Genomic DNA, 18,511 nt, shown 5'->3' on the forward strand with positions numbered 1-18,511 from the left:
ACCATGCTGTGCCGGGCATTCACCATATCTGGACGCTTCCCGCCGTCGCAGACTTGCGATAGGCCCATGGCCATTGGTCTGTATGAACGATAAACAACTGGTCGCGAATGGGATGGGAATGGCGCAATGGGGTCTGTGAGCCCGCTTGCCACTTTGTTGCTGGGCACGGTGATGGCTGGCTGGTTGGGGGCTGCGATATGGGCGCTGGTCACGGGCCAGCGTATGCGCCGCGAAGGGATGCAGGCGCAGGGCAAGCTGGATCGGCTGACGACGCTGCTGGCGTCGGCACCGGCTGCGCCGGTCATCATTCACCCCGATGGTCGGATGGAGGCGGCCGACCGGCTGGGCAAATGGCTGGGTCGTGATCGTGTTCCGACCTTCGTGTCCGAATTGACGGCGCCCGATGGCGGGCTTGAGCCGGCGGACGCTGCCGCTCTGGGCCGCGAGATCGGCGCTGCGCAGAAGGCCGGCAAAAGCTTTTCCCTACCGATCAGGGGCAGTGGATCGTCCAGAACCTTGCTGGTTCGCGGGGCGCCCGCCGGGCCGGGGTTGGCGGCCAATGGCGGCGTCGTTCTGTGGATCTTTGACGCGACCGACAGCCAGGCCGAAATTCAGGCACTGAGCGGGACCGTCGCGCAACTGCGCGAAGCGCTGGAGGCGCTGGCGGGACTGGTCGAAGCCGCGCCTTTTCCGATGTGGCATCGCACTCCCGACCTGCGCCTGAGCCTGGTCAACAGCGCCTATGTGCGCGCGGTCGATGGCCCCGGCGCCCATGATGTCATCGTGAACGGCATAGAGCTGGTCGAAAATGTCAACGGATTCAGCCCGCAGGATGCCGCCGCGCAAGCCATGGATGAGGGGGGCTCGCTCGCGCGGATCGTTCCCGCGACGATCGACGGCGAACGGCGGACCATGCGCGTCGTCGACGTGCCCCTGGGGCCGGCGGGCGTTGCGGGTTTTGCGATGGACCAGCATGAACTGGAACAGGCCAGGGTAGAGCATCGTCGTCTGGAAGCGGCCCAGCGCGATCTCCTTGATCGCCTGTCGGCCGGTGTCGCACGCTTCGGCCCCGACCGCGCCCTGCGCTTCTGGAACCAGCCGTTCATCAGCCTGTTCGGCCTCAAGCAAGAGGCGTTGACCGACACGCCGCTGTTCGAGCGCGTGCTCGACCAGATGCGCGACGCCCGTCGCTTGCCGGAAAATCGCGACTTTCCCGCTTGGCGGGCGGAGCGGCGTGACTGGTTCCTGTCGCCTGACCCGCTGGAGGAAAATTGGCTGTTGGTCGATGGCACGCATTTGCGCGTCTATGCCCAGCCGCTGCCCGACGGCGGCCTGTTGCTGATCTTCGAGGATCGGACCGAACAGGTGCAATTGTCGAGCGCGCGCGATACGCTGCTGCGGGTGCGGACGGCGACCTTCGACAATTTGTTCGAGGCGATCGGCGTCTTCTCGTCCGATGGGCGCCTGCATTTGTGGAACAGTCGTTTCCGCACCATCTGGGACATCAGCGAAGAGGCGCTGGGCAAGCATCCCCGCATTGATGAGCTGATGCGCGCCGTGCAAAGCCGGCTTGCCAAGCCGCAGCAGAGCAATCTGGTCCGCGAACTGGTCCGCGCGGCGACGGTCGAGCGCAAGCAGCGCGTCGGCCATGTCGGCTTTGCCGACGGTCGTATCTTCGAATTTGCCGCCATTCCGCTGCCGGATGGCAATGCGCTGTTCACGATGTTGGATGTCACCGACAGCCGGCGGGTCGAGCAGATGCTGCGCGACCGGAACGAGGCGCTGGAGCAGGCGGACAAGGTCAAGACCGCCTTCGTCACGAACATGAGCTATGAATTGCGCACGCCGCTGACGACCATCGCCGGCTTTGCCGAGATGATGAGCGCGGGCTATGCCGGTGAACTCAGCGACAGCGCGGTCGAATATGTGAACGGCATCCTGCAAAGCACCGGGCGGCTGTCGATGCTGATCGACAATGTGCTCGACCTGACCCAGGGCGAAGCCGGCACCTTGCCGATCGAACGCAGCGAGGTCGATCTGGCGGCGCTGGTGCGCGCCAGCGTCGCGCGGATCGACGCCGAGGCGACGGCCAAGGGGATCGATCTTGCCGTCACTCTGCAGGATACGCTGGGGCTGATCCAGGGCGATGCACGCCGGATCGGCCAGGCGGTCGATCATCTTCTGGAAAATGCGGTGCGCTATTGCGGCTCGGGCGCCCGGGTGCTGTTGCATGGCGATGGCGGCCCCGATCTCGCGCGCCTGGTGGTGTCCGACAATGGCCCCGGCATCGATGCGACCCGGCAGGCGACGATCTTCGATGCGATCAGCCGTGCCGAACAGAACCGCAAGGGTGCCCGCGCGACGATCGGTCTGCCGCTGGTCAAGCAGTTGGCGCAGGCCCATGGCGGCACCTTCGAACTTGTGTCGGAACCGGGGCAGGGAACGATGGTCGTGATCGAGCTGCCCCGTGGCTGAACTGGATATGATCCTGGAGGGCGAAGGCGCTCAGCTCGATCTGGGACGCCGCCTGGCCGCCCATGTCCGCATCGGTGATGTGGTCGCCCTGGAAGGTGGCCTTGGTGCAGGCAAGACCACGTTGGCGCGCGGGCTGCTGGAAGGGCTTGGCCTGGAAGGGGAGGCGCCCAGCCCCAGTTTTGCGATCGTCCAGCCCTATGACATTCCCGATGTCCGTCTGCCGGTCGCGCATGTCGATCTTTACCGTCTCGATGATGCGGACGAGGCGGCAGAGCTGGCGCTGGATGAATATTTGCAGGACAGTCTGCTTATTATCGAATGGCCCGACAGACTGGGCGATGCGCTTTGGTCGCATGCGTTGTTTTTGACCATCACGATCGAGCCGGATGGCGCACGGCGCTTGACAGCGCGCGTGCCCGACGCTTGGACGGATCGATGGTCACAGATATGATCCCCCCCGCAACCGCTCCCGCTTTCCTCACGCAGGCGGGTTGGGATGGCGCCGCCATCGTTCCGCTCGCCGGCGATGCCTCCTTCCGTCGCTATTTCCGCGTGGTCGACGGTGGCCGCCGAGCCGTGCTGATGGACGCGCCGCCGCCGCATGAAGATCCGCGTCCGTTCATCGCGATTGCCCAGCATCTGCTGGGTCAGGGCTTTGCCGCACCGGCGATCCTGGCCCAGGACTTGACGCAGGGGCTTGTCCTGATCGAGGATTTCGGCGACGAGCGCCTGAAGGAACATGTCGAGGATGATCCAACGGGCGAACTGGCGGTCTATCGCCGCGCGATCGATCTGCTGGCCGACCTGCACACGCTGCCGGCGGCCGATGTCCCGCCCTATGACCGCGCGGTCTATCAGCGCGAGGTCGGACTGCTGACCGAATGGTATTGCCCGGCGCTGGGGCTGGATGTCGATGCCGATGCCTATCATGCAGCTTGGGACGCGGTGCTGCCGATCGCCGAGCAGTCGGCGAGTCCTGTCGTCACCGTGCTGCGCGACTATCATGCCGAGAATATCATGCTGATCGACCGGCCCGAGGTGGGCGGCCTTGGCCTGCTGGATTTTCAGGACGCGCTGGCTGGGCATCCTGCCTATGATCTCGTCTCGTTGCTCCAGGATGCGCGCCGCGACGTGTCGCCGGAACTGGAAGCGGCGATGCTGGCTCATTATCATGCAGTGGCCAATCCGCCGGCCGATTTCGATGCCGCCTATGCGGTACTGGGTGCCCAGCGCAACGCGAAGATCATCGGCATCTTCACGCGGCTTTGGAAGCGCGACCACAAGCCGCGCTACCTGTCCTATCTGCCACGGATGTGGGCCTTGCTGGAGCGCGACCTTGCCCATCCGGCGTTGGCGCCGGTCAAGGCCTGGTTCGACGCCAATATTCCCGCCGATAAGCGTCATCATGCGCTTGAGGAGTTTGGGCAGGCATGATCGATACCGCCATGCTCATGGCAGCGGGCCTCGGCAAGCGGATGCGGCCACTGACCGCAACCCGGCCGAAGCCGCTGGTCAAGGTCGCCGGCAAGGCGCTGATGGATCATGCACTCGATCGGCTGGCGGCTGGCGGCATCAAGACGGTGGTCGTCAATGTCCATTATCTTGCCGACACGGTCGAGGCGCATCTCAAGACGCGCAAGGATAGGGACTTTCGCATTTCCGACGAACGGGCCAAGCTGCTGGAGACTGGTGGTGGACTGATCCACGCCAGGCCGCTGCTTGGCGACAAGCCGTTCATCTGCGCCAATAGTGATAATTTGTGGATCGACGGTCCGGCAGAGACGCTGGGCATGATGCAGCGGCTTTGGGATCCCGAACGGATGGATGCGCTGCTGCTGCTGGTGCCGTTGGCGCGGGCCAATTGCCATAGCGGTCCGGGCGATTTTCACATGGATGCCGATGGTCGCCTGACCCGGCGCAAGACCGCCCATGTCGCGCCGTTCGTCTTCACCGGCGTGCAGATCCTGTCGCCCAGCCTGCTGGTCGATCCGCCGGCGGATGTTTTTTCGACGAACATCTTTTGGAACCGTGCGATCGAGGCCGGGCGCCTCTATGGCGCGGTGCATCAGGGGCTGTGGTTCGATGTAGGCACGCCGCAGGCCATTCCCGTCGTGGAGTCGATGATCGCCCATGGGTGATCGAGCCGAGCCGGCGCTGTACACCATCCCGGCGCATCGCGCCTTCGCCGACGCGCTGGTCGCCGGCATATTGGCGCAGCAGGGGAGCGATCCCGTCCGTCTGGCGCAGGGCATGGTCCTGCTGCCCAGCAACCGCGCCGTGCGTGCGGTCAGCGACGCATTCGTCCGCCGGGCCGAAGGCGGACTGCTGCTGCCCCGTCTGGTCGCGCTGGGCGACCCGGAACTGGGCGAGGAAGTCGGCGGCGCATTGGACCCACTCTGGGAAGGCGATGCGGTTCCCGCCGCCATCCCGCCGATGCGGCGGCAGATGATCCTTGCGCGCATGGTGCAGGATGCTGGCGGCGCGGCCGATGCCGGCCAGGCGCTGCAACTGGGGCAGGCGCTCGGCGCCGTGCTCGACCAGATGCAGGTGGAGCGGGTGCCGCTCGATGCCCTGTCGAAGCTCGACCTGATCGAGGGGCTGTCGAGCCATTGGGAAAAATCGCTCGACCTCTTCTCCATCCTGATCGCACGCTGGCCGGCCGAACTGGCGCGGTTGGGCTTCATCGACCTAGCCGACCGGCGCAACCGGCTGTTCGATAGGGTCGCTGCACGCTGGGCGGAGGCCCCGCCGCCGGGCTTCATCGTCGCGGCCGGCATCAGCGCCACCGCGCCGGCGATCGCCGGGCTGCTGCGGCGGATCGCCGAACTGCCCAATGGACAGGTGGTATTCGCCGGCCTGGACCAGAATTTGGACGAGGATGCGTGGGGCGCGATCGGTCCTTTCCCGCCCGATCCCGTGACTGGCCGTAGCGCTGCCGGACATGAGACCCATCCCCAATATGCGCTGAAACGCCTGCTCGATCGCATGAGCGCGAGCCGCGAGGATGTCGCCCAGTGGCGTTGGGGCAGCGAGCATGATGCGCGCGCCGTGCGCGGTCGCAATATTTCCAACGCGATGCTGCCGCCGCGCCTGACCAGTCGCTGGCGCGACCTCAAGACCGCCGATCGGTCGTTGGCCGGGGTCGAGGCGCTGGAAGTGGCGACGCCCGGTGAAGAGGCGCAGGCCATCGCCATCGCATTGCGCGAGGCGCTGGAAACGCCCGAGCGGACGGCCGCGCTGGTAACGCCCGATCGGCAACTGGCGGTGCGCGTCTCCGCCCATCTGCGCCGCTGGGGCATCGAGGCTGACGATTCCGCCGGTCAGCCTTTGTCCCGCCTGCCGCCCGGCACCTTGCTGATCGCGATGGCGGAGGCGGCTGCCGAGCGCTTCGCGCCGGTCGCGTTGCTGACCCTGCTCAAGCACCCGCTGGTGATGCGCGGCGAGATGCGCCTGCCCTGGCTGGAGGGGGTGCGCCAGCTCGACCTGCTGCTGCGCGGGCCGCGTCCGCAGGCGGGGTTGCGCGGCATCGACCTGCTATTGGAAGCGCGCGAGGGCGAGGACCGGCAGAAGGATTTGCGGGCGCTGGCACGCGCCTGGTGGCCCTGGGCGCGCGACCTGCTGGAGCCGCTGGAAGCCGCCTTCGCGCTCGCGCCCGATCTGGCGGGGCAATTGGCGGCCGTGCGCGAACAGGCCGGGGCGCTGACCAATGACGCGCTCTGGGCCGGGCATCAGGGCCATGCCGCCGCCGACCTGTTCGCCGAGATGGAAGCCGCCGCGACCGAAGGGCCGCGCCAGGCCGACATCCGCTCGCTGCCGGCGCTGCTCGACCATATGCTGGGCGGCGTGTCGGTGCGACCGCCACAGGGCGGCCATCCGCGCATCGCCATATTGGGTCTGGTCGAGGCGCAACTGGTGCAGGCGGACCTGATGATCCTGGGCGGGCTCAACGAAGGCAGCTGGCCGGGCCTGCCATCGCCCGATCCCTGGCTGGCGCCGCGCATCCGCCGGGAGTTGGGCCTGCCGGGGCTGGAAACCCGGATCGGCTTGGCCGCGCATGATTTCGCGAGCGCGCTGGGCGCGCGCCAAGTTCTCATCACCCGCGCCCGGCGTGGCAGCGGCGGCCCGGCGATCGCCTCGCGCTTCTGGCTGCGGCTGAAGGCGATGGCGGGGCCGCAATGGAAATCGGCTGATCATTATCGCCTGCTGGCCGATGCGCTCGATCGCCCGCCCAGCCACCGGCCATCCGCGCGCCCCGCGCCGGTGCCGCCGCTCGCCGCCCGGCCGACCCGCATTCCCGTCACCGATGTCGACCGGCTCAAGGCCGATCCCTTCGCCTTCTATGCCCGCCGGATACTGAAGCTCAATCGCCTCGATCCGGTTGATGCCGATGCTGGCCCGGCCTGGCGCGGCACCGCAGTGCATGAGATATTGCAGCATTGGGCGGAGGGCGGCAGTCGCGATCCGGCCGATCTCGAAGCGCGCGCCCGCGCCATGTTCGCTCGGCCCGATGTCCATCCGCTGCTCCGCGCCCTGTGGCAGCCGCGCCTGATTGAGGCGATCCGCTGGATCGCGGCCGAAGTGGCGAAGGATCAGGCCGCGGGCCGCCATATCCTGGCGGTGGAGACCGAGGGCAAGGCAGAGATTGCCGGCGTGCTGCTGACCGGCAAGGCTGACCGGATCGACCGCATGCCCGACGGCAGAATCGGCATCGTCGACTACAAGACCGGCAAGCCGCCCAGCGCGCGACAGGTGCGAGGCGGTTATGCGCTGCAATTGGGCCTGCTCGGCCTGATCGCGGAATCTGCCGATGGCGCCTTTCCCGGCGTTGCCGGCGCGCGAGTGGCGGGCAATTTTGAATATTGGTCGCTGGCGAAGAAGGGCGACGCCTTTGGCTATCGCGAGAGCCCGGTCGATCCGATCGGCAAGCGCGACAAGATCGTCACCGCCGATTTTACCGCCTTCGTCTATGACCAGTTCCGCGACGCGGCCGAAACCTGGCTCACCGGCGCCGCGCCCTTCGCCGCGCAGGTCAATCCGGAAGTGGCCAATTATGGTGATTATGACCAGCTGATGCGGCTGGAGGAATGGTATGGGCGCGACGATGGCTAAAGGCTCCAGTCCGCTGCAACCGCTGGCCGGCGTGCAGGCGCTGGCGGCTGCCCCCGACGCTCATGTGTGGCTTTCGGCATCGGCCGGTACCGGTAAGACCCATGTGTTGACCGCGCGCGTCTTTCGCCTGCTGCTGCAAGGGGTGCGGCCGGAAAACATCCTGTGCCTTACCTTTACCAAGGCCGGCGCGGCGGAAATGGCGGACCGTATCCATGACCGGCTCGCCACCTGGGTTCAGGCCGAGGAAGCCGATCTGTTTAACGATCTGGAGGCGCTCGGCGAAGAGAGCGGGCCGGAGGCGCGCGATCGCGCCCGGCGCCTGTTCGCCGAGGTGCTGGAATCGACCGGCGGCGGCCTGCGCATCCAGACCATCCATGGCTTCTGCCAGCAATTACTCGGATCTTTCCCGCTGGAGGCGGATCTGGCGCCTGGCTTTCGCCCGCTCGACGCGCGAGAGCAGGGGGTGCTGGCACGCCAGACGCTCGCCGACATGGTCATTCGCGCGGAGGAACTGGCCGATGGTGACCTGATCGACGCCTTGCAGGCGCTGAGCCTGCGGCTGGGTGAGGGCGCGGCCGAGAATTTCCTGTTGCGCTGTGCTGGGCGTTTGTCCGCGCTGGGCGGATTGCCGGGCGATATCGGCCCCTGGCTGGGGCGCGAACTGGGCTTGCCCGAAGGGGATATCGACGACTGGCTGGCGGAACAATGCAGCGACACGGTGTTCGACATGCGCAGCCTGGCATGGGTGGCGCAGGCCAACGCCGACTGGGGCACCGGCCGGGCATTGGACCGCTGCGACCGGATTGCCGCCTGGCGCGGGCGCGATCCCGCTGGGCGTGCTTCGACCCTGATCGACCTGCACGGCGCCTGGGCCAAGGCGGATGGCGACCTCATCTCCGCCAAGGGCTGGGTGCCGCCGATCGACGGCTATGGCGAGGCGACGGCGCGGCTCCATGCCCGCTGCGCCGAACTGATCGGGGTCAAGCTGCAAGCCGATTATGCCGCGTTGCTGGCCCGCGCGCTCCATGCCGGGCGGGCCTATGCCCGTGCTTATGACGAGGCGAAGCGGCTCGCCGGCGCGGTCGATTTCGATGACCTGATCGAACGGGCGTCGGGGCTGCTGCAGCAAGACGGGATTGCCGAATGGATCCGCTACAAGCTGGATCAGCGGATCGATCACATTCTTGTCGATGAAGCGCAAGACACGAACATCCGGCAATGGCGCATCGTGCAGGCGTTGACCGAAGAGTTTTTCACCAATGAGTGGGAACCGGATGCAAAGGTCCGGACGCTCTTCACGGTCGGCGATTTCAAGCAGGCGATCTTCGGATTTCAAGGCACCAGCCCCAAGGCATTCTCCGATGCGCAATTGGTGTTTGGCCATTATGCTGAGCAAGCTGGGCAAGCTTTCCATGACCTGTCGCTCGATCGCAGCTTCCGCTCGACCCCGCCGGTGCTCGATCTGGTCGACCGGACGATCGCGACGTTGCGCGTCCAGGCACTGGGCTTGGCCGCAGGCGAGGTACGGCACATCAGTGCCAATCGTCATCCCGGCGAAGTGTTGCTGTGGAAGCCGACGATCGCGGGTCTGGCCGACGATGTCGAGGGCGAGGAGGATTGGGTCGCCGATCAGGAGCGGGAACTGGCCGGCAAGATCGCGCGCCAGATCCGGCAGTGGATCGACGACAAGATGATGCTGGAGGCGCGGGGGCGCCCGGTCCGCCCTGGCGACATCATGATCCTGGTCCGTCGCCGTAGCGAACTGGCCCGGCTCATCGTTGCGCGCCTTTACGAGGAAAAAGTAGCCGTAGCGGGGATCGACCGCCTCCGCCTGAATGCGCCATTGGCCGTCCGCGACCTGCTGGCCGCGCTGCGCTTTGCGGTGCAGCCCGACGATGACCTGAACCTCGCCGCCCTGCTGGTGTCGCCGTTGATCGGCTGGAGCCAGGATGAGTTGATGGAACGGGCGATCGGGCGCAAGGGCGGCCTCTGGCGCCATCTGCTCCAGCGCGTGGATGACGCACAACTTTTGCCGCTTCGGCAGTTGCTGGGGCACGCCGACTTCACCACTCCCTATCGCTATCTGGAAACGATCCTGTCCGGCCCTATGGATGGGCGTCGCTGCCTGATCGAACGATTGGGGGCGGAAGCCGCCGATCCGATCGAGGAATTGCTGAACGCCGCGCTTGGCTTCGAGGCGGACGATCATCCCTCGCTGCAGCGCTTCATCGACTGGTTCGACCGGGGTGAGGTGGAAATCGTCCGCGACGCGGCGGCGCAGGGCGATGCGCTGCGGCTGCTGACTGTGCATGGCGCCAAGGGTCTGCAGGCGCCGATCGTGATCCTGGCCGATGCCTGTCTCGATCCCGACGCCGGCAATCGCATGGATTCGCTGGAATGGAATGGCCTGCCGATCCTGGCGCCGCGCAAGGGGGAACGGATCGGGCCGATCGGCGAAGTCGCGGCCGATGCCGCCGCGATCGAGCGCGAAGAGCATTGGCGCCTTCTTTATGTCGCCCTGACCCGCGCCGAGGAAAAGCTGATCGTTGCCGGATCGCTGGGGCCAAGGGCCAAGGGCGAGGTGAAGCCGCAAAGCTGGTATGGCGCGGTCGATGCGGCGATGGTCGACATGGGCTGCGATTGGGAGGCTGATCCGCTATGGGGCGCTCGACGCCGCTGGCGCGGGACCGAGGCGCTGACGCCCAGGGCGCCGCAGCTGGAAACCGCCGAGGACGAGCCGGTAGTAATTGAGCCAGATTGGCTTCGGGCGCAGGCACCAGCCGAACAGCGTCCGCCCCGGCCGCTGGCGCCCTCCGCGCCGGTCGAGGATGATGTCCCCAATCCGCCGCCGACCGCCGCGATGCGGCAGGCGGCAGAGCGGGGTCGCTGGCTCCACGCTCTGTTCCAGCGCCTGCCCGACCTGCCCGCCGAGCGGCGGCGGGAAGGCGCCGAGCGCTGGCTGGAGCAGCAGGGGGCAGGGGACGCTGCGCTGCGCCGGGAGGTGATCGATCATACGCTGCGGGTGATCGAGGATCCGCACTTCGCTTCCCTGTTCGCGCCGGGCGCCCTCGCTGAGGCGCCGATCGCGGCGGTGGTTGGCGAGGCGGTGATCGCCGGCACGGTCGATCGGCTGCGGGTCGAGGCGGACCGGGTCCAACTGGTCGATTTCAAGACTGGCCGGATGACGCCACGCGATGCGGAGGAGGTTCCGGTTGCGCATCTTCGGCAGATGGCGGCCTATGTCGCCGCGCTGGCGGTGATCTTTCCCGGCCGACAGGTGGAGGCGGCCCTGCTTTATACCAGCGCGGCGCGGCTCATTGCGCTGCCGGCGGCGCAACTTGCCCCCTACAAGCCGGGCTTTTCGCCCACGCAGCAATATTTGCTGCTGTGACCCGTTGAGCAGCGGGCACAGCCATCCTAGATATCGACCAACTTAAGGAGTTTGCAGTTATGGCCACCAAGGCAGTTACCGATGTCAGCTTCAAGCAGGACGTGATCGACGCCGACAAGCCTGTGCTTGTCGACTTCTGGGCAGAATGGTGCGGCCCGTGCAAGATGATCGGCCCGGCCCTGGAAGAGATTAGCGAGGAGCTGGCTGACAAGGTCACGATCGCCAAGATCAACATCGACGAAAACCCCGATGCGCCGGGCCAGTATGGCGTGCGCGGCATTCCGACGATGATCCTGTTCAAGAATGGCGAAGTCGCCGCGACCAAGGTCGGCGCCGCGCCCAAGAGCGCGCTCAAGGGCTGGATCGAAAGCGTTCTCTAACAGCTTTCATTATCGCGCACGGTGCGGCGAGCCTTTCTGGTCTCGCCGCGCCATTCGACACTTGGCTCTGCACAGCAGACCATCCTAAGGTGCGTTGTGGCTGAATTTTGGCCCGCGAGACGCAACTTCTTGGCGCTTCATCTTGTTTTGACGCGAGATGCGTCCCTGTCTGATCCTGCTGCCATTGCGCGATGGCCCCGAGCCTGGATCGATCCCAATGACCGACAAACTGTCATCGGCCCTCTACCGCCGCAGCATGAGGATATTCGTGCCGATGTCGGTGGGTGCGGTTGGCCTTTCGCCAAACAAAAAGGGCGGACCATATAGGCCCGCCCTTCGAAATCTCGCCGTGGCAGAGATTAGTGCGCGTTCGCAACGTTCTCAGCAACGTTAGCGGCGTTAGCAGCTTCGTTGGCGGCGTTGGCGGCGTTGTCAGCAGCGTTGGCGGCGTTTTCGACAACGTTCTCGACGACGGCGTTCGAAGCGTTCGCGGTTTCGTTGGCCGGCTTCTCACCGCAAGCGGCGAGGGCCATCAGGCTGGCCGAAGCGAAAACAACAGCGATCTTCTTCATTGTGTACGGCTCCCATAGCATTATGCCGCGTCTGGCACGTTACAAATGTGACCCTACGCGAGCGACCCGCATTAACGTGTGCGCTGCACAAATCAATGCTTTTCTGACGTCGGTGAAGCGGCAGAATCACGCGACGGGGCGTTCTCTACTATAAAAGTTCAGTTAATGCCCAATGTTTCTGGCGCATTTGCAGCAATGTTCAGCGTTACCGCCCAGGCGGCGACATTCTGGCGCAACTGCGCCGGATCGATCTTGTCCAGCGTGTCGTCGGGCGTGTGGTGAATGTCGAAATAGCGGGTGCCATCCTGCTGCAGGTCGATCACCGGAATGCCGGCTTCGACCAGCGGTTCGATGTCCGATCCGCCATGCGCCTTGTCGCGGCTCGGCACGATGCCGAGCGGTGCCAGACCCTGTGCGATCCGGGCCGAAAGTCCTTCGTGGCCTGAGGGCAGGGTGAAATCGACCTTCCACACCTTGTCGGCGCCGAAGTCCGATTCCAGCACCAGCGCATGCGGCTCCTTGCCATGGGCGGCATAATAAGCGCGGCCGCCATTGCCGCCCACTTCCTCGGCGCCGGCGAACAGAATGCGGATCGTGCGGCGCGGCGTACCGGCCTTCGCGACCTGCAGCGCGGCAGCGGCGACGATGCCGCAGCCTGATGCGTCGTCGATCGCGCCGGTGCCCTGGTCCCAGCTGTCGAGATGGCAGGCGGCGACGATGACGCCGGCCTTGGGATCGCTGCCGGGGATTTCACCGATGACATTGCCCGAGGGCTGGTCCTTGGCGGTCTTCGACACGGCGGTCAGGTGGACACGGACCGGCTGGCCGCGCGATACGATGCGCGCCATCTGTTCGGCATCGGGCACGCTGACGGCGACGGCCGGGATCGGCGTCACGCCATCGGCCCACATCTGCACGCCGGTATGGGCGATGCGATGATGATCGGTGCCGATCGACTTCACGAGGATCGCGATCGCGCCCTTCCTGGCGGCGATGCTCGGCCCCTGGCGACGGGCAGCGCCATAATAGCCATAGCCCGACCCATCCTGGGCGGCGACCATGTCATGGCTGACGAAGACGATCTTGCCCTTTACCGCGCTGTCCGGCGCGGCCTGCAGGTCGGCGATGGTCGGGAAATAGGCGATTTCGCCCTCGATCCCCTGCGCTGGGGTCGATCCGCTGTTACCTAGCGCGGCGACGACCAGCTTCTGGGGGAAGGGGGCGATGATCGCCGCCTCGTCATGGACGCGCTCCCACAAGGGCATCTTATAAGGTTCGACGCGGACGTTGGCGAAGCCCAGTGCCTTGAGCTTGGCGGCGGCCCATTCGCGCCCGCGGGCCTCCTGCGGCGTGGCGGCCGGGCGCGGCCCCACCTCGGTCGTCAGCCCCTCGGTGATGTCCCAGGCGACATCATCTTTCAGGGCGGCTTCGCGAATCGCTGCGTCACTGGCCGGGGCGGCCTGGACCAGAGCGGGGGTGAGGATGCTGCCAAGGAGCAGGGCGGCGAGCTGGCCCGATCGGATTTTCTGCATGGCTCAAGGCTTACTCAGACATACCCCATTTGCCAATGGCTTCCGCCTCGGCTAATTCGGCGCAAATTTTCCTGTTCATACCCTTGGAGCTGCGCGAACCCATGTCCGCCTCATCGCAATATGCCTATGTCATGAAGAACATGACGAAGACCTTCACCGGCGCGCCCAAGCCGGTGTTGAACAACATCAATCTGCAATTCTATCGCGGGTCGAAGATCGGCATCGTCGGCCCGAACGGCGCGGGCAAGTCGACCCTGATCAAGATCATGGCTGGCATCGACACCGACTTTTCGGGTGAGGCCTGGCCGGGCGAGAATGTGACCGTCGGCTATCTGCCGCAGGAGCCGCAGCTCGATCCGACCAAGAATGTCCTGGAGAATGTCAAGGACGGTGCCCGCGAGATGGCGGACAAGCTGGATCGTTTCAACGAGATCAGCATGATCATGGCCGATCCGCCGGAAGACGCAGATTTCGACGCGCTGATGGAGGAAATGGGCACGCTGCAGGAGCAGATCGACGCCGCCGATGGCTGGACGCTCGACAATCAGCTCGAAATCGCGATGGAAGCGCTGCGCTGCCCGCCGTCGGACTGGTCGGTCGAAAGCCTGTCGGGTGGTGAAAAGCGCCGTATCGCGCTCACCCGCCTGCTGATCCAGAAGCCGGACATCCTGCTGCTCGACGAACCGACCAACCATCTTGACGCCGAAAGCGTCACCTGGCTGGAAAACCACCTCAAGGAATATGCCGGGTCGGTGCTGATGATCACCCACGACCGCTACTTCCTCGACAATGTCGTCGGCTGGATCCTGGAACTCGATCGCGGGAAATATTTCCCCTATGAAGGCAACTACTCCACCTATCTGGAGAAGAAGGCCAAGCGCCTTGAACAGGAAGATCGCGAGGCGACCGGCCGCCAGAAGGCGATCAACGACGAGCTGGAGTGGATCCGTCAGGGCGTCAAGGGCCGCCAGACCAAGTCCAAGGCGCGTATCAAGAAGTTCGAGGAACTGGTCGCCAACCAGAATAACCGCACGCCGGGCAAGGCGCAGATCGTCATCCAGGTGCCCGAGCGTCTGGGCGGCAAGGTGATCGAGTTCAAGGGCATTTCAAAGGCCTATGGCGACAAGCTGCTGTTCGAGGATCTGTCCTTCCTGCTGCCGCCCGGCGGCATCGTCGGCGTGATTGGTCCGAACGGGGCCGGCAAGTCCACCCTGTTCCGCATCATCACTGGCCAGGAAACGCCCGACGCCGGCGAGGTCGATATCGGCTCGACCGTGCGTCTGGGCTATGTCGACCAGAGCCGCGACCATCTCGACCCGTCGAAGAATGTCTGGGAAGAAGTGTCCGACGGCCTCGATTATGTGAAGGTCAATGGCCATGACATGTCGACGCGCGCCTATGTCGGCGCCTTCAACTTCAAGGGCCAGGACCAGCAGAAGAATGTCGGCAAGCTGTCGGGTGGTGAGCGCAATCGCGTTCACATCGCCAAGATGCTGAAGAAGGGCGGCAACGTGCTGTTGCTCGACGAACCGACCAACGATCTTGACGTCGAAACGCTGGGCGCGCTCGAAGAAGCCATCGAGAATTTCGCCGGCTGCGCCGTGGTCATCAGCCATGACCGTTTCTTCCTCGATCGTCTGGCGACCCACATCCTCGCATTCGAAGGCAACAGCCATGTCGAATGGTTCGAGGGCAATTTTGAAGCCTATGAGGAAGACAAGCGTCGTCGCCTGGGCGATGCGGCGGATCGCCCGACCGCGCTTGCCTATAAGAAGCTGACGCGCTGAGATGACCTGGAGGACTGATGCAGTCCTCCATAAAATGGTTACAGAACAAATGGTTGAAACGCCCGGCATCGATCAGGATGTCGGGCGTTTTCCTGTTCCATCGCGCCAGCGGTAACGAAGTTGCAATATCTGCAACGATGCCTCTGCCTTTCGCAATTGCGAAAGAACGCGCTGCGCTGCACATAGGGCAGGCCTTTCAGGCATCCTCTCCTAAAACTTATCAAGGCCGGCCCTTTTTGGGCTGGCCCTTTTTTTATCTTGAATGGGCGAGAATTCCGGTGGGGATGGGACAGGTAGCAGCGGGCTTGATGCCTGTCGCTACGACCGCGTAAAATGTCCACAGCATCATCCGATTCAACCTAATCGGATGATGCTCTAAAGGCCGCAAGGATCACGCCTCAATTCGCTCTCTATTCATGGCGGGCATTATTGATCGGCTTTTGGCCATGGCTGCGCGAGACAGCGAGGCTGCTCATCGGTGAGATAATCCCGAATTGTTGGAGTCGAGGCGCATCCTGATGCTATTTTGCTGGAAGGCTGTTGCGACATAAGCGCCGACCAGCATCGGAAATTCCAGTAGGCGCGCGCGAGATTGACTGCCTCCCGGTTGTCGACGCCACTCCCGGCGAGCAGGTCGGCCACCTTGCGCCAGTCCTTGGCGTCAAGATGACAGCGGCGGGCGTATCGGATGAACTGGGCGGCGGTCTGGACGCGCTCGGCGCCATTGGCCGCCTTGAGCGCGCGGCGGAGCAGCTTCGTGCGCGGCCATCGCGCATCGAACGGCAAGAGGCAGATCGCGTCGCGCGGGTCGAGGTCGCCATTGCTGGCCAGCGCTTCGATGAGGGAGGGCAGTGTGTCGGGCTCATGGGCGAACCGACGATCGATCCAACGGCTCAGGATTGTCGGGCCGGACGGGGCGGATAAGTCCGCGATCGCCTTCACGGAATAGGCCCAGTCGAAGTGCTCGGTGTAGGCAAAGACCAGCTCGGCCACGCGGGAGTAGCGGTATGCGAGCTCGGGACGATCCTTCCGGTCGCGGCCGGCGGCAACCGCGAGATCAGAGAGCGATTCCCATCGGGCGACGTTCTCGTCGCCGATCTTTGCCGACACCTCGATCGCCTGCTCGAAATACTCCCGCGCCTCGGGCATGCTGGTGAGGAGCACCGCGCGGGCGACGTCGACGAAGGTGTCAGCGATGCCCTGTGCGTCCTCGCGCTCCGCCGCCATGATCTCGAAGGCGGAATGGGCGAAAGATAGGCACGCTTTCTCGCAGCCGGTGACACGTCCGGCGCGCCGTGCTATCGCGAGAAGCGTCGGGATGTAGAGGGGGCGCCGCAGCTCGCGCCGCCACTTGTCAAGGCGATCAAGGACCTTGGATGGATCCGGAGCACCGTAGGCGATGGCGTTCCACAGCAAGGCGATCTCGTCGGACGTCGACCGGTCTTCATCGTAGGTCCGGTGCCTCGCCGCGGAGGAGGCCGACACAGCTTCGTCGATCCTTCGCTCGATGTCGGTGGTCGCGACGCGGCCGAGGCACGCTTCGGCAGAGAGCTGGTGCCAAGGGAGGAGGGAGCCCGTCTCCTCCTCGAAGCGGATCATCTCGCCCGCATCGGCGCGGTATCTGCGACGCGGCTTGCCCTTCGACCCGCGGCAGCCTTGTCGGCCAGGTCGCATTTCCTCGGGTCTGAGCTTGTCGATCGTCACGGTCTCATTGCGGAGCGCGGCCCGCAAGCAGATCGCCCTCAGCACGATGGCCCTGCGGTTCTGATAGGTCGCCGAGTGGCCAGTAAGCAGCGCCGGGTTGGCTAGCATGTAGCGCGACAGGGTCCGGGCTAGGACACGCCGTGGCGCCAAGCGGAGTTTTACCGCCGCAGCTACGACGTCGTTCACGGCACCGAGCACGAGGATGTCTCCACCGGAGCGAGACGGCTCACGGATAGTGACGTGGCGGCTCGTTACAAGGCGGGTCATCCGTCCCGCCGCCGCCTTTGGGGGCAACCGCCCGACGGCTGCGAGTTCCATCGTAATCGCGAGCAGAAGGCCAAGGTCGTTTCCGCCCGCGACCGCGAGTTCGTCGATCTCCTCGAAACGCCCGGCGTCGACCAGTCGCGAGCAGAGTCGACGGCCTGCGCCGAAGGAGCGCTCGCGTGCACGCCAGCGCCGCAGCGACTTTGCGCAGGCGGTCGCGCCGTTCAGGTTCAACTCCGCGAGTGCCATCTCGGCGATGTCAGCGTTGCCGACGCTTTGCGACTTGCCGGTACGGTCGTGCGGCTGTTGTGACCAGTGCCGCAGCCAGTCGAAAGAAACTCGTAGGCGGCTCAGGGCGTCTCCCGCGAGATCTTGCGCTCCTGACAAGAAAGCGGCTTCGTAGGCGTGTTCGGAGCCCGTCCACTCCCCTCCCGTGATCAGACGCCTGGTTACCTGCTCGAGCATCTGTTCTGGTTCGAGGAAATGTCTGGCAAGATCGGTGTTCGCCGAGATGAGCTTCTGCTGCCGCGCGTCGGCTGCGGTCTCGCCGCCGGCCTTGAGGGCCAGTTTGGTCGCCTCGAGATGCCGGCCGGCGCGGATCGCAGCCTTCAGGGCGAATTGGAGCCGTTGCAGGGCGACGTCGCGCCGCGCCATTGCCGGCTCGGCGGGCAGGGCCTCGTCGGACAGGGCGAGACGGACGAGTTCGTCGAAGCGCCCCGCCTCGAGCAGCAGCTGCGGCAGGCCTGCCGCCACGTAGGCGCTTCTCTGCGCGATCGGCAGAAGCCGACCGATGAACGTGTCGAGCTGACCACCCGCCGGGCGGAACCTCTGCCGGAACCAAGTCTCGGTGGGCTCGTCGCGGAACTGGATGGCACCCTCGCGGACGATGAGCGGACGCTCGAGGTCGTTCGCTAGGCTCGTCACAAGGGCGTTCGGGGCGTCGGCCACGCGTGCGACGACGTCGAGCGGCACGAATGGGCGCAGGGTCGCTAGGGCAGAACAGATCCGGTCGATCTGCTCCCGCTCGGTCTTCGGGGCGTCGGTAAGCACCTTGGCGATCGCGCTCTCAAGCAGGTCGCCGATCAGATGCTCCACGGTCCGTGGTGCGCCCGCGAGGCCAAGCAGAATCTTTCCGAGTGGAGCAGGCTGAGCGAGTGCGGTGGCCTGGACGCGCGGGTTCATCGAGGTCTGCCGGTGGAATTTGGACTTGTAACGGATTTGTGCCGGTCACCTCTCTCATTATGCCACCTTGGCTTCGAAGGCGAGCGGGCTGATGCCGCCCAGATATGAATGTCGG

12 protein-coding genes are annotated in these 18,511 nt (G+C 65.2%); 9 read left to right on the forward strand and 3 right to left on the reverse strand.

All coding sequences use genetic code 11. The features are described 5' to 3' along the window. The first annotated feature begins 126 nt into the window (after window positions 1–126). The 7 genes from GGQ90_RS05125 to trxA are packed head-to-tail and all read left to right on the forward strand — an operon-like array spanning window position 127 to window position 11,355. A complete protein-coding gene (locus tag GGQ90_RS05125) occupies window positions 127–2,475 on the forward strand; it encodes a sensor histidine kinase (RefSeq protein ID WP_188081131.1) in 2,349 nt (782 codons plus the stop codon). Between the two features lie 7 nt (window positions 2,476–2,482). Beyond that, complete coding sequence (gene tsaE, locus GGQ90_RS05130; protein WP_223178104.1) at window positions 2,483–2,926, forward strand: tRNA (adenosine(37)-N6)-threonylcarbamoyltransferase complex ATPase subunit type 1 TsaE; 444 nt, start codon at window positions 2,483–2,485, stop codon at window positions 2,924–2,926. After that, window positions 2,923–3,909 carry an aminoglycoside phosphotransferase family protein gene (locus GGQ90_RS05135; protein ID WP_188081133.1) on the forward strand — a complete coding sequence of 329 codons (987 nt, stop codon included), beginning with the start codon at window positions 2,923–2,925 and terminating at the stop codon, window positions 3,907–3,909. Before tsaE ends, GGQ90_RS05135 begins: the two co-directional genes overlap by 4 nt. Continuing rightward, the gene (locus GGQ90_RS05140; RefSeq protein WP_188081134.1) at window positions 3,906–4,613 is read left to right on the forward strand and encodes a nucleotidyltransferase family protein; all 708 of its coding nucleotides are present in this window, start codon (window positions 3,906–3,908) and stop codon (window positions 4,611–4,613) included. Before GGQ90_RS05135 ends, GGQ90_RS05140 begins: the two co-directional genes overlap by 4 nt. Beyond that, window positions 4,606–7,584 carry a double-strand break repair protein AddB gene (addB, locus tag GGQ90_RS05145; protein WP_188081135.1) on the forward strand — a complete coding sequence of 993 codons (2,979 nt, stop codon included), beginning with the start codon at window positions 4,606–4,608 and terminating at the stop codon, window positions 7,582–7,584. Before GGQ90_RS05140 ends, addB begins: the two co-directional genes overlap by 8 nt. Continuing rightward, window positions 7,565–10,975, forward strand: coding sequence for a double-strand break repair helicase AddA (gene addA / locus GGQ90_RS05150; protein WP_188081136.1), 3,411 nt, complete (start codon window positions 7,565–7,567; stop codon window positions 10,973–10,975). The genes addB and addA overlap by 20 nt, the downstream gene beginning before the upstream one ends. 32 nt (window positions 10,976–11,007) lie before the next feature. Further along, window positions 11,008–11,355: a thioredoxin TrxA gene (gene trxA, locus GGQ90_RS05155; protein WP_257011054.1), complete on the forward strand. Its 348-nt coding sequence runs from the start codon at window positions 11,008–11,010 to the stop codon at window positions 11,353–11,355. Between the two features lie 359 nt (window positions 11,356–11,714). On the opposite strand, the gene GGQ90_RS05160 is transcribed toward trxA, so the two are convergent. Both GGQ90_RS05160 and GGQ90_RS05165 read right to left on the reverse strand, forming a co-directional pair. After that, window positions 11,715–11,927: a hypothetical protein gene (locus tag GGQ90_RS05160; protein ID WP_004212530.1), complete on the reverse strand. Its 213-nt coding sequence runs from the start codon at window positions 11,925–11,927 to the stop codon at window positions 11,715–11,717. Between the two features lie 158 nt (window positions 11,928–12,085). Continuing rightward, window positions 12,086–13,459 (reverse strand): M20/M25/M40 family metallo-hydrolase, encoded by a 1,374-nt coding sequence (locus tag GGQ90_RS05165; protein WP_188081137.1) that lies wholly within the window; start codon window positions 13,457–13,459, stop codon window positions 12,086–12,088. A 101-nt stretch (window positions 13,460–13,560) separates the two neighbouring features. Here GGQ90_RS05165 and ettA point away from each other — a divergent pair, with 101 nt between their 5' ends. Both ettA and GGQ90_RS05175 read left to right on the forward strand, forming a co-directional pair. After that, window positions 13,561–15,246 carry an energy-dependent translational throttle protein EttA gene (ettA, locus tag GGQ90_RS05170; protein ID WP_188081138.1) on the forward strand — a complete coding sequence of 562 codons (1,686 nt, stop codon included), beginning with the start codon at window positions 13,561–13,563 and terminating at the stop codon, window positions 15,244–15,246. A gap of 17 nt (window positions 15,247–15,263) precedes the next feature. Further along, entirely contained in the window at window positions 15,264–15,578 is a 315-nt protein-coding gene (locus GGQ90_RS05175) for a hypothetical protein (RefSeq protein ID WP_188081139.1), read from the forward strand. Window positions 15,579–15,672: 94 nt separating this feature from the next. Here GGQ90_RS05175 and GGQ90_RS05180 read toward each other — a convergent pair whose 3' ends face one another. Beyond that, window positions 15,673–18,309 (reverse strand): hypothetical protein, encoded by a 2,637-nt coding sequence (locus tag GGQ90_RS05180; RefSeq protein WP_223178089.1) that lies wholly within the window; start codon window positions 18,307–18,309, stop codon window positions 15,673–15,675. Between the last annotated feature and the right edge of the window lie 202 nt (window positions 18,310–18,511).

This window comes from Sphingobium scionense (genome assembly GCF_014197035.1).
Taxonomy (GTDB): Bacteria; Pseudomonadota; Alphaproteobacteria; order Sphingomonadales; family Sphingomonadaceae; genus Sphingobium; species Sphingobium scionense.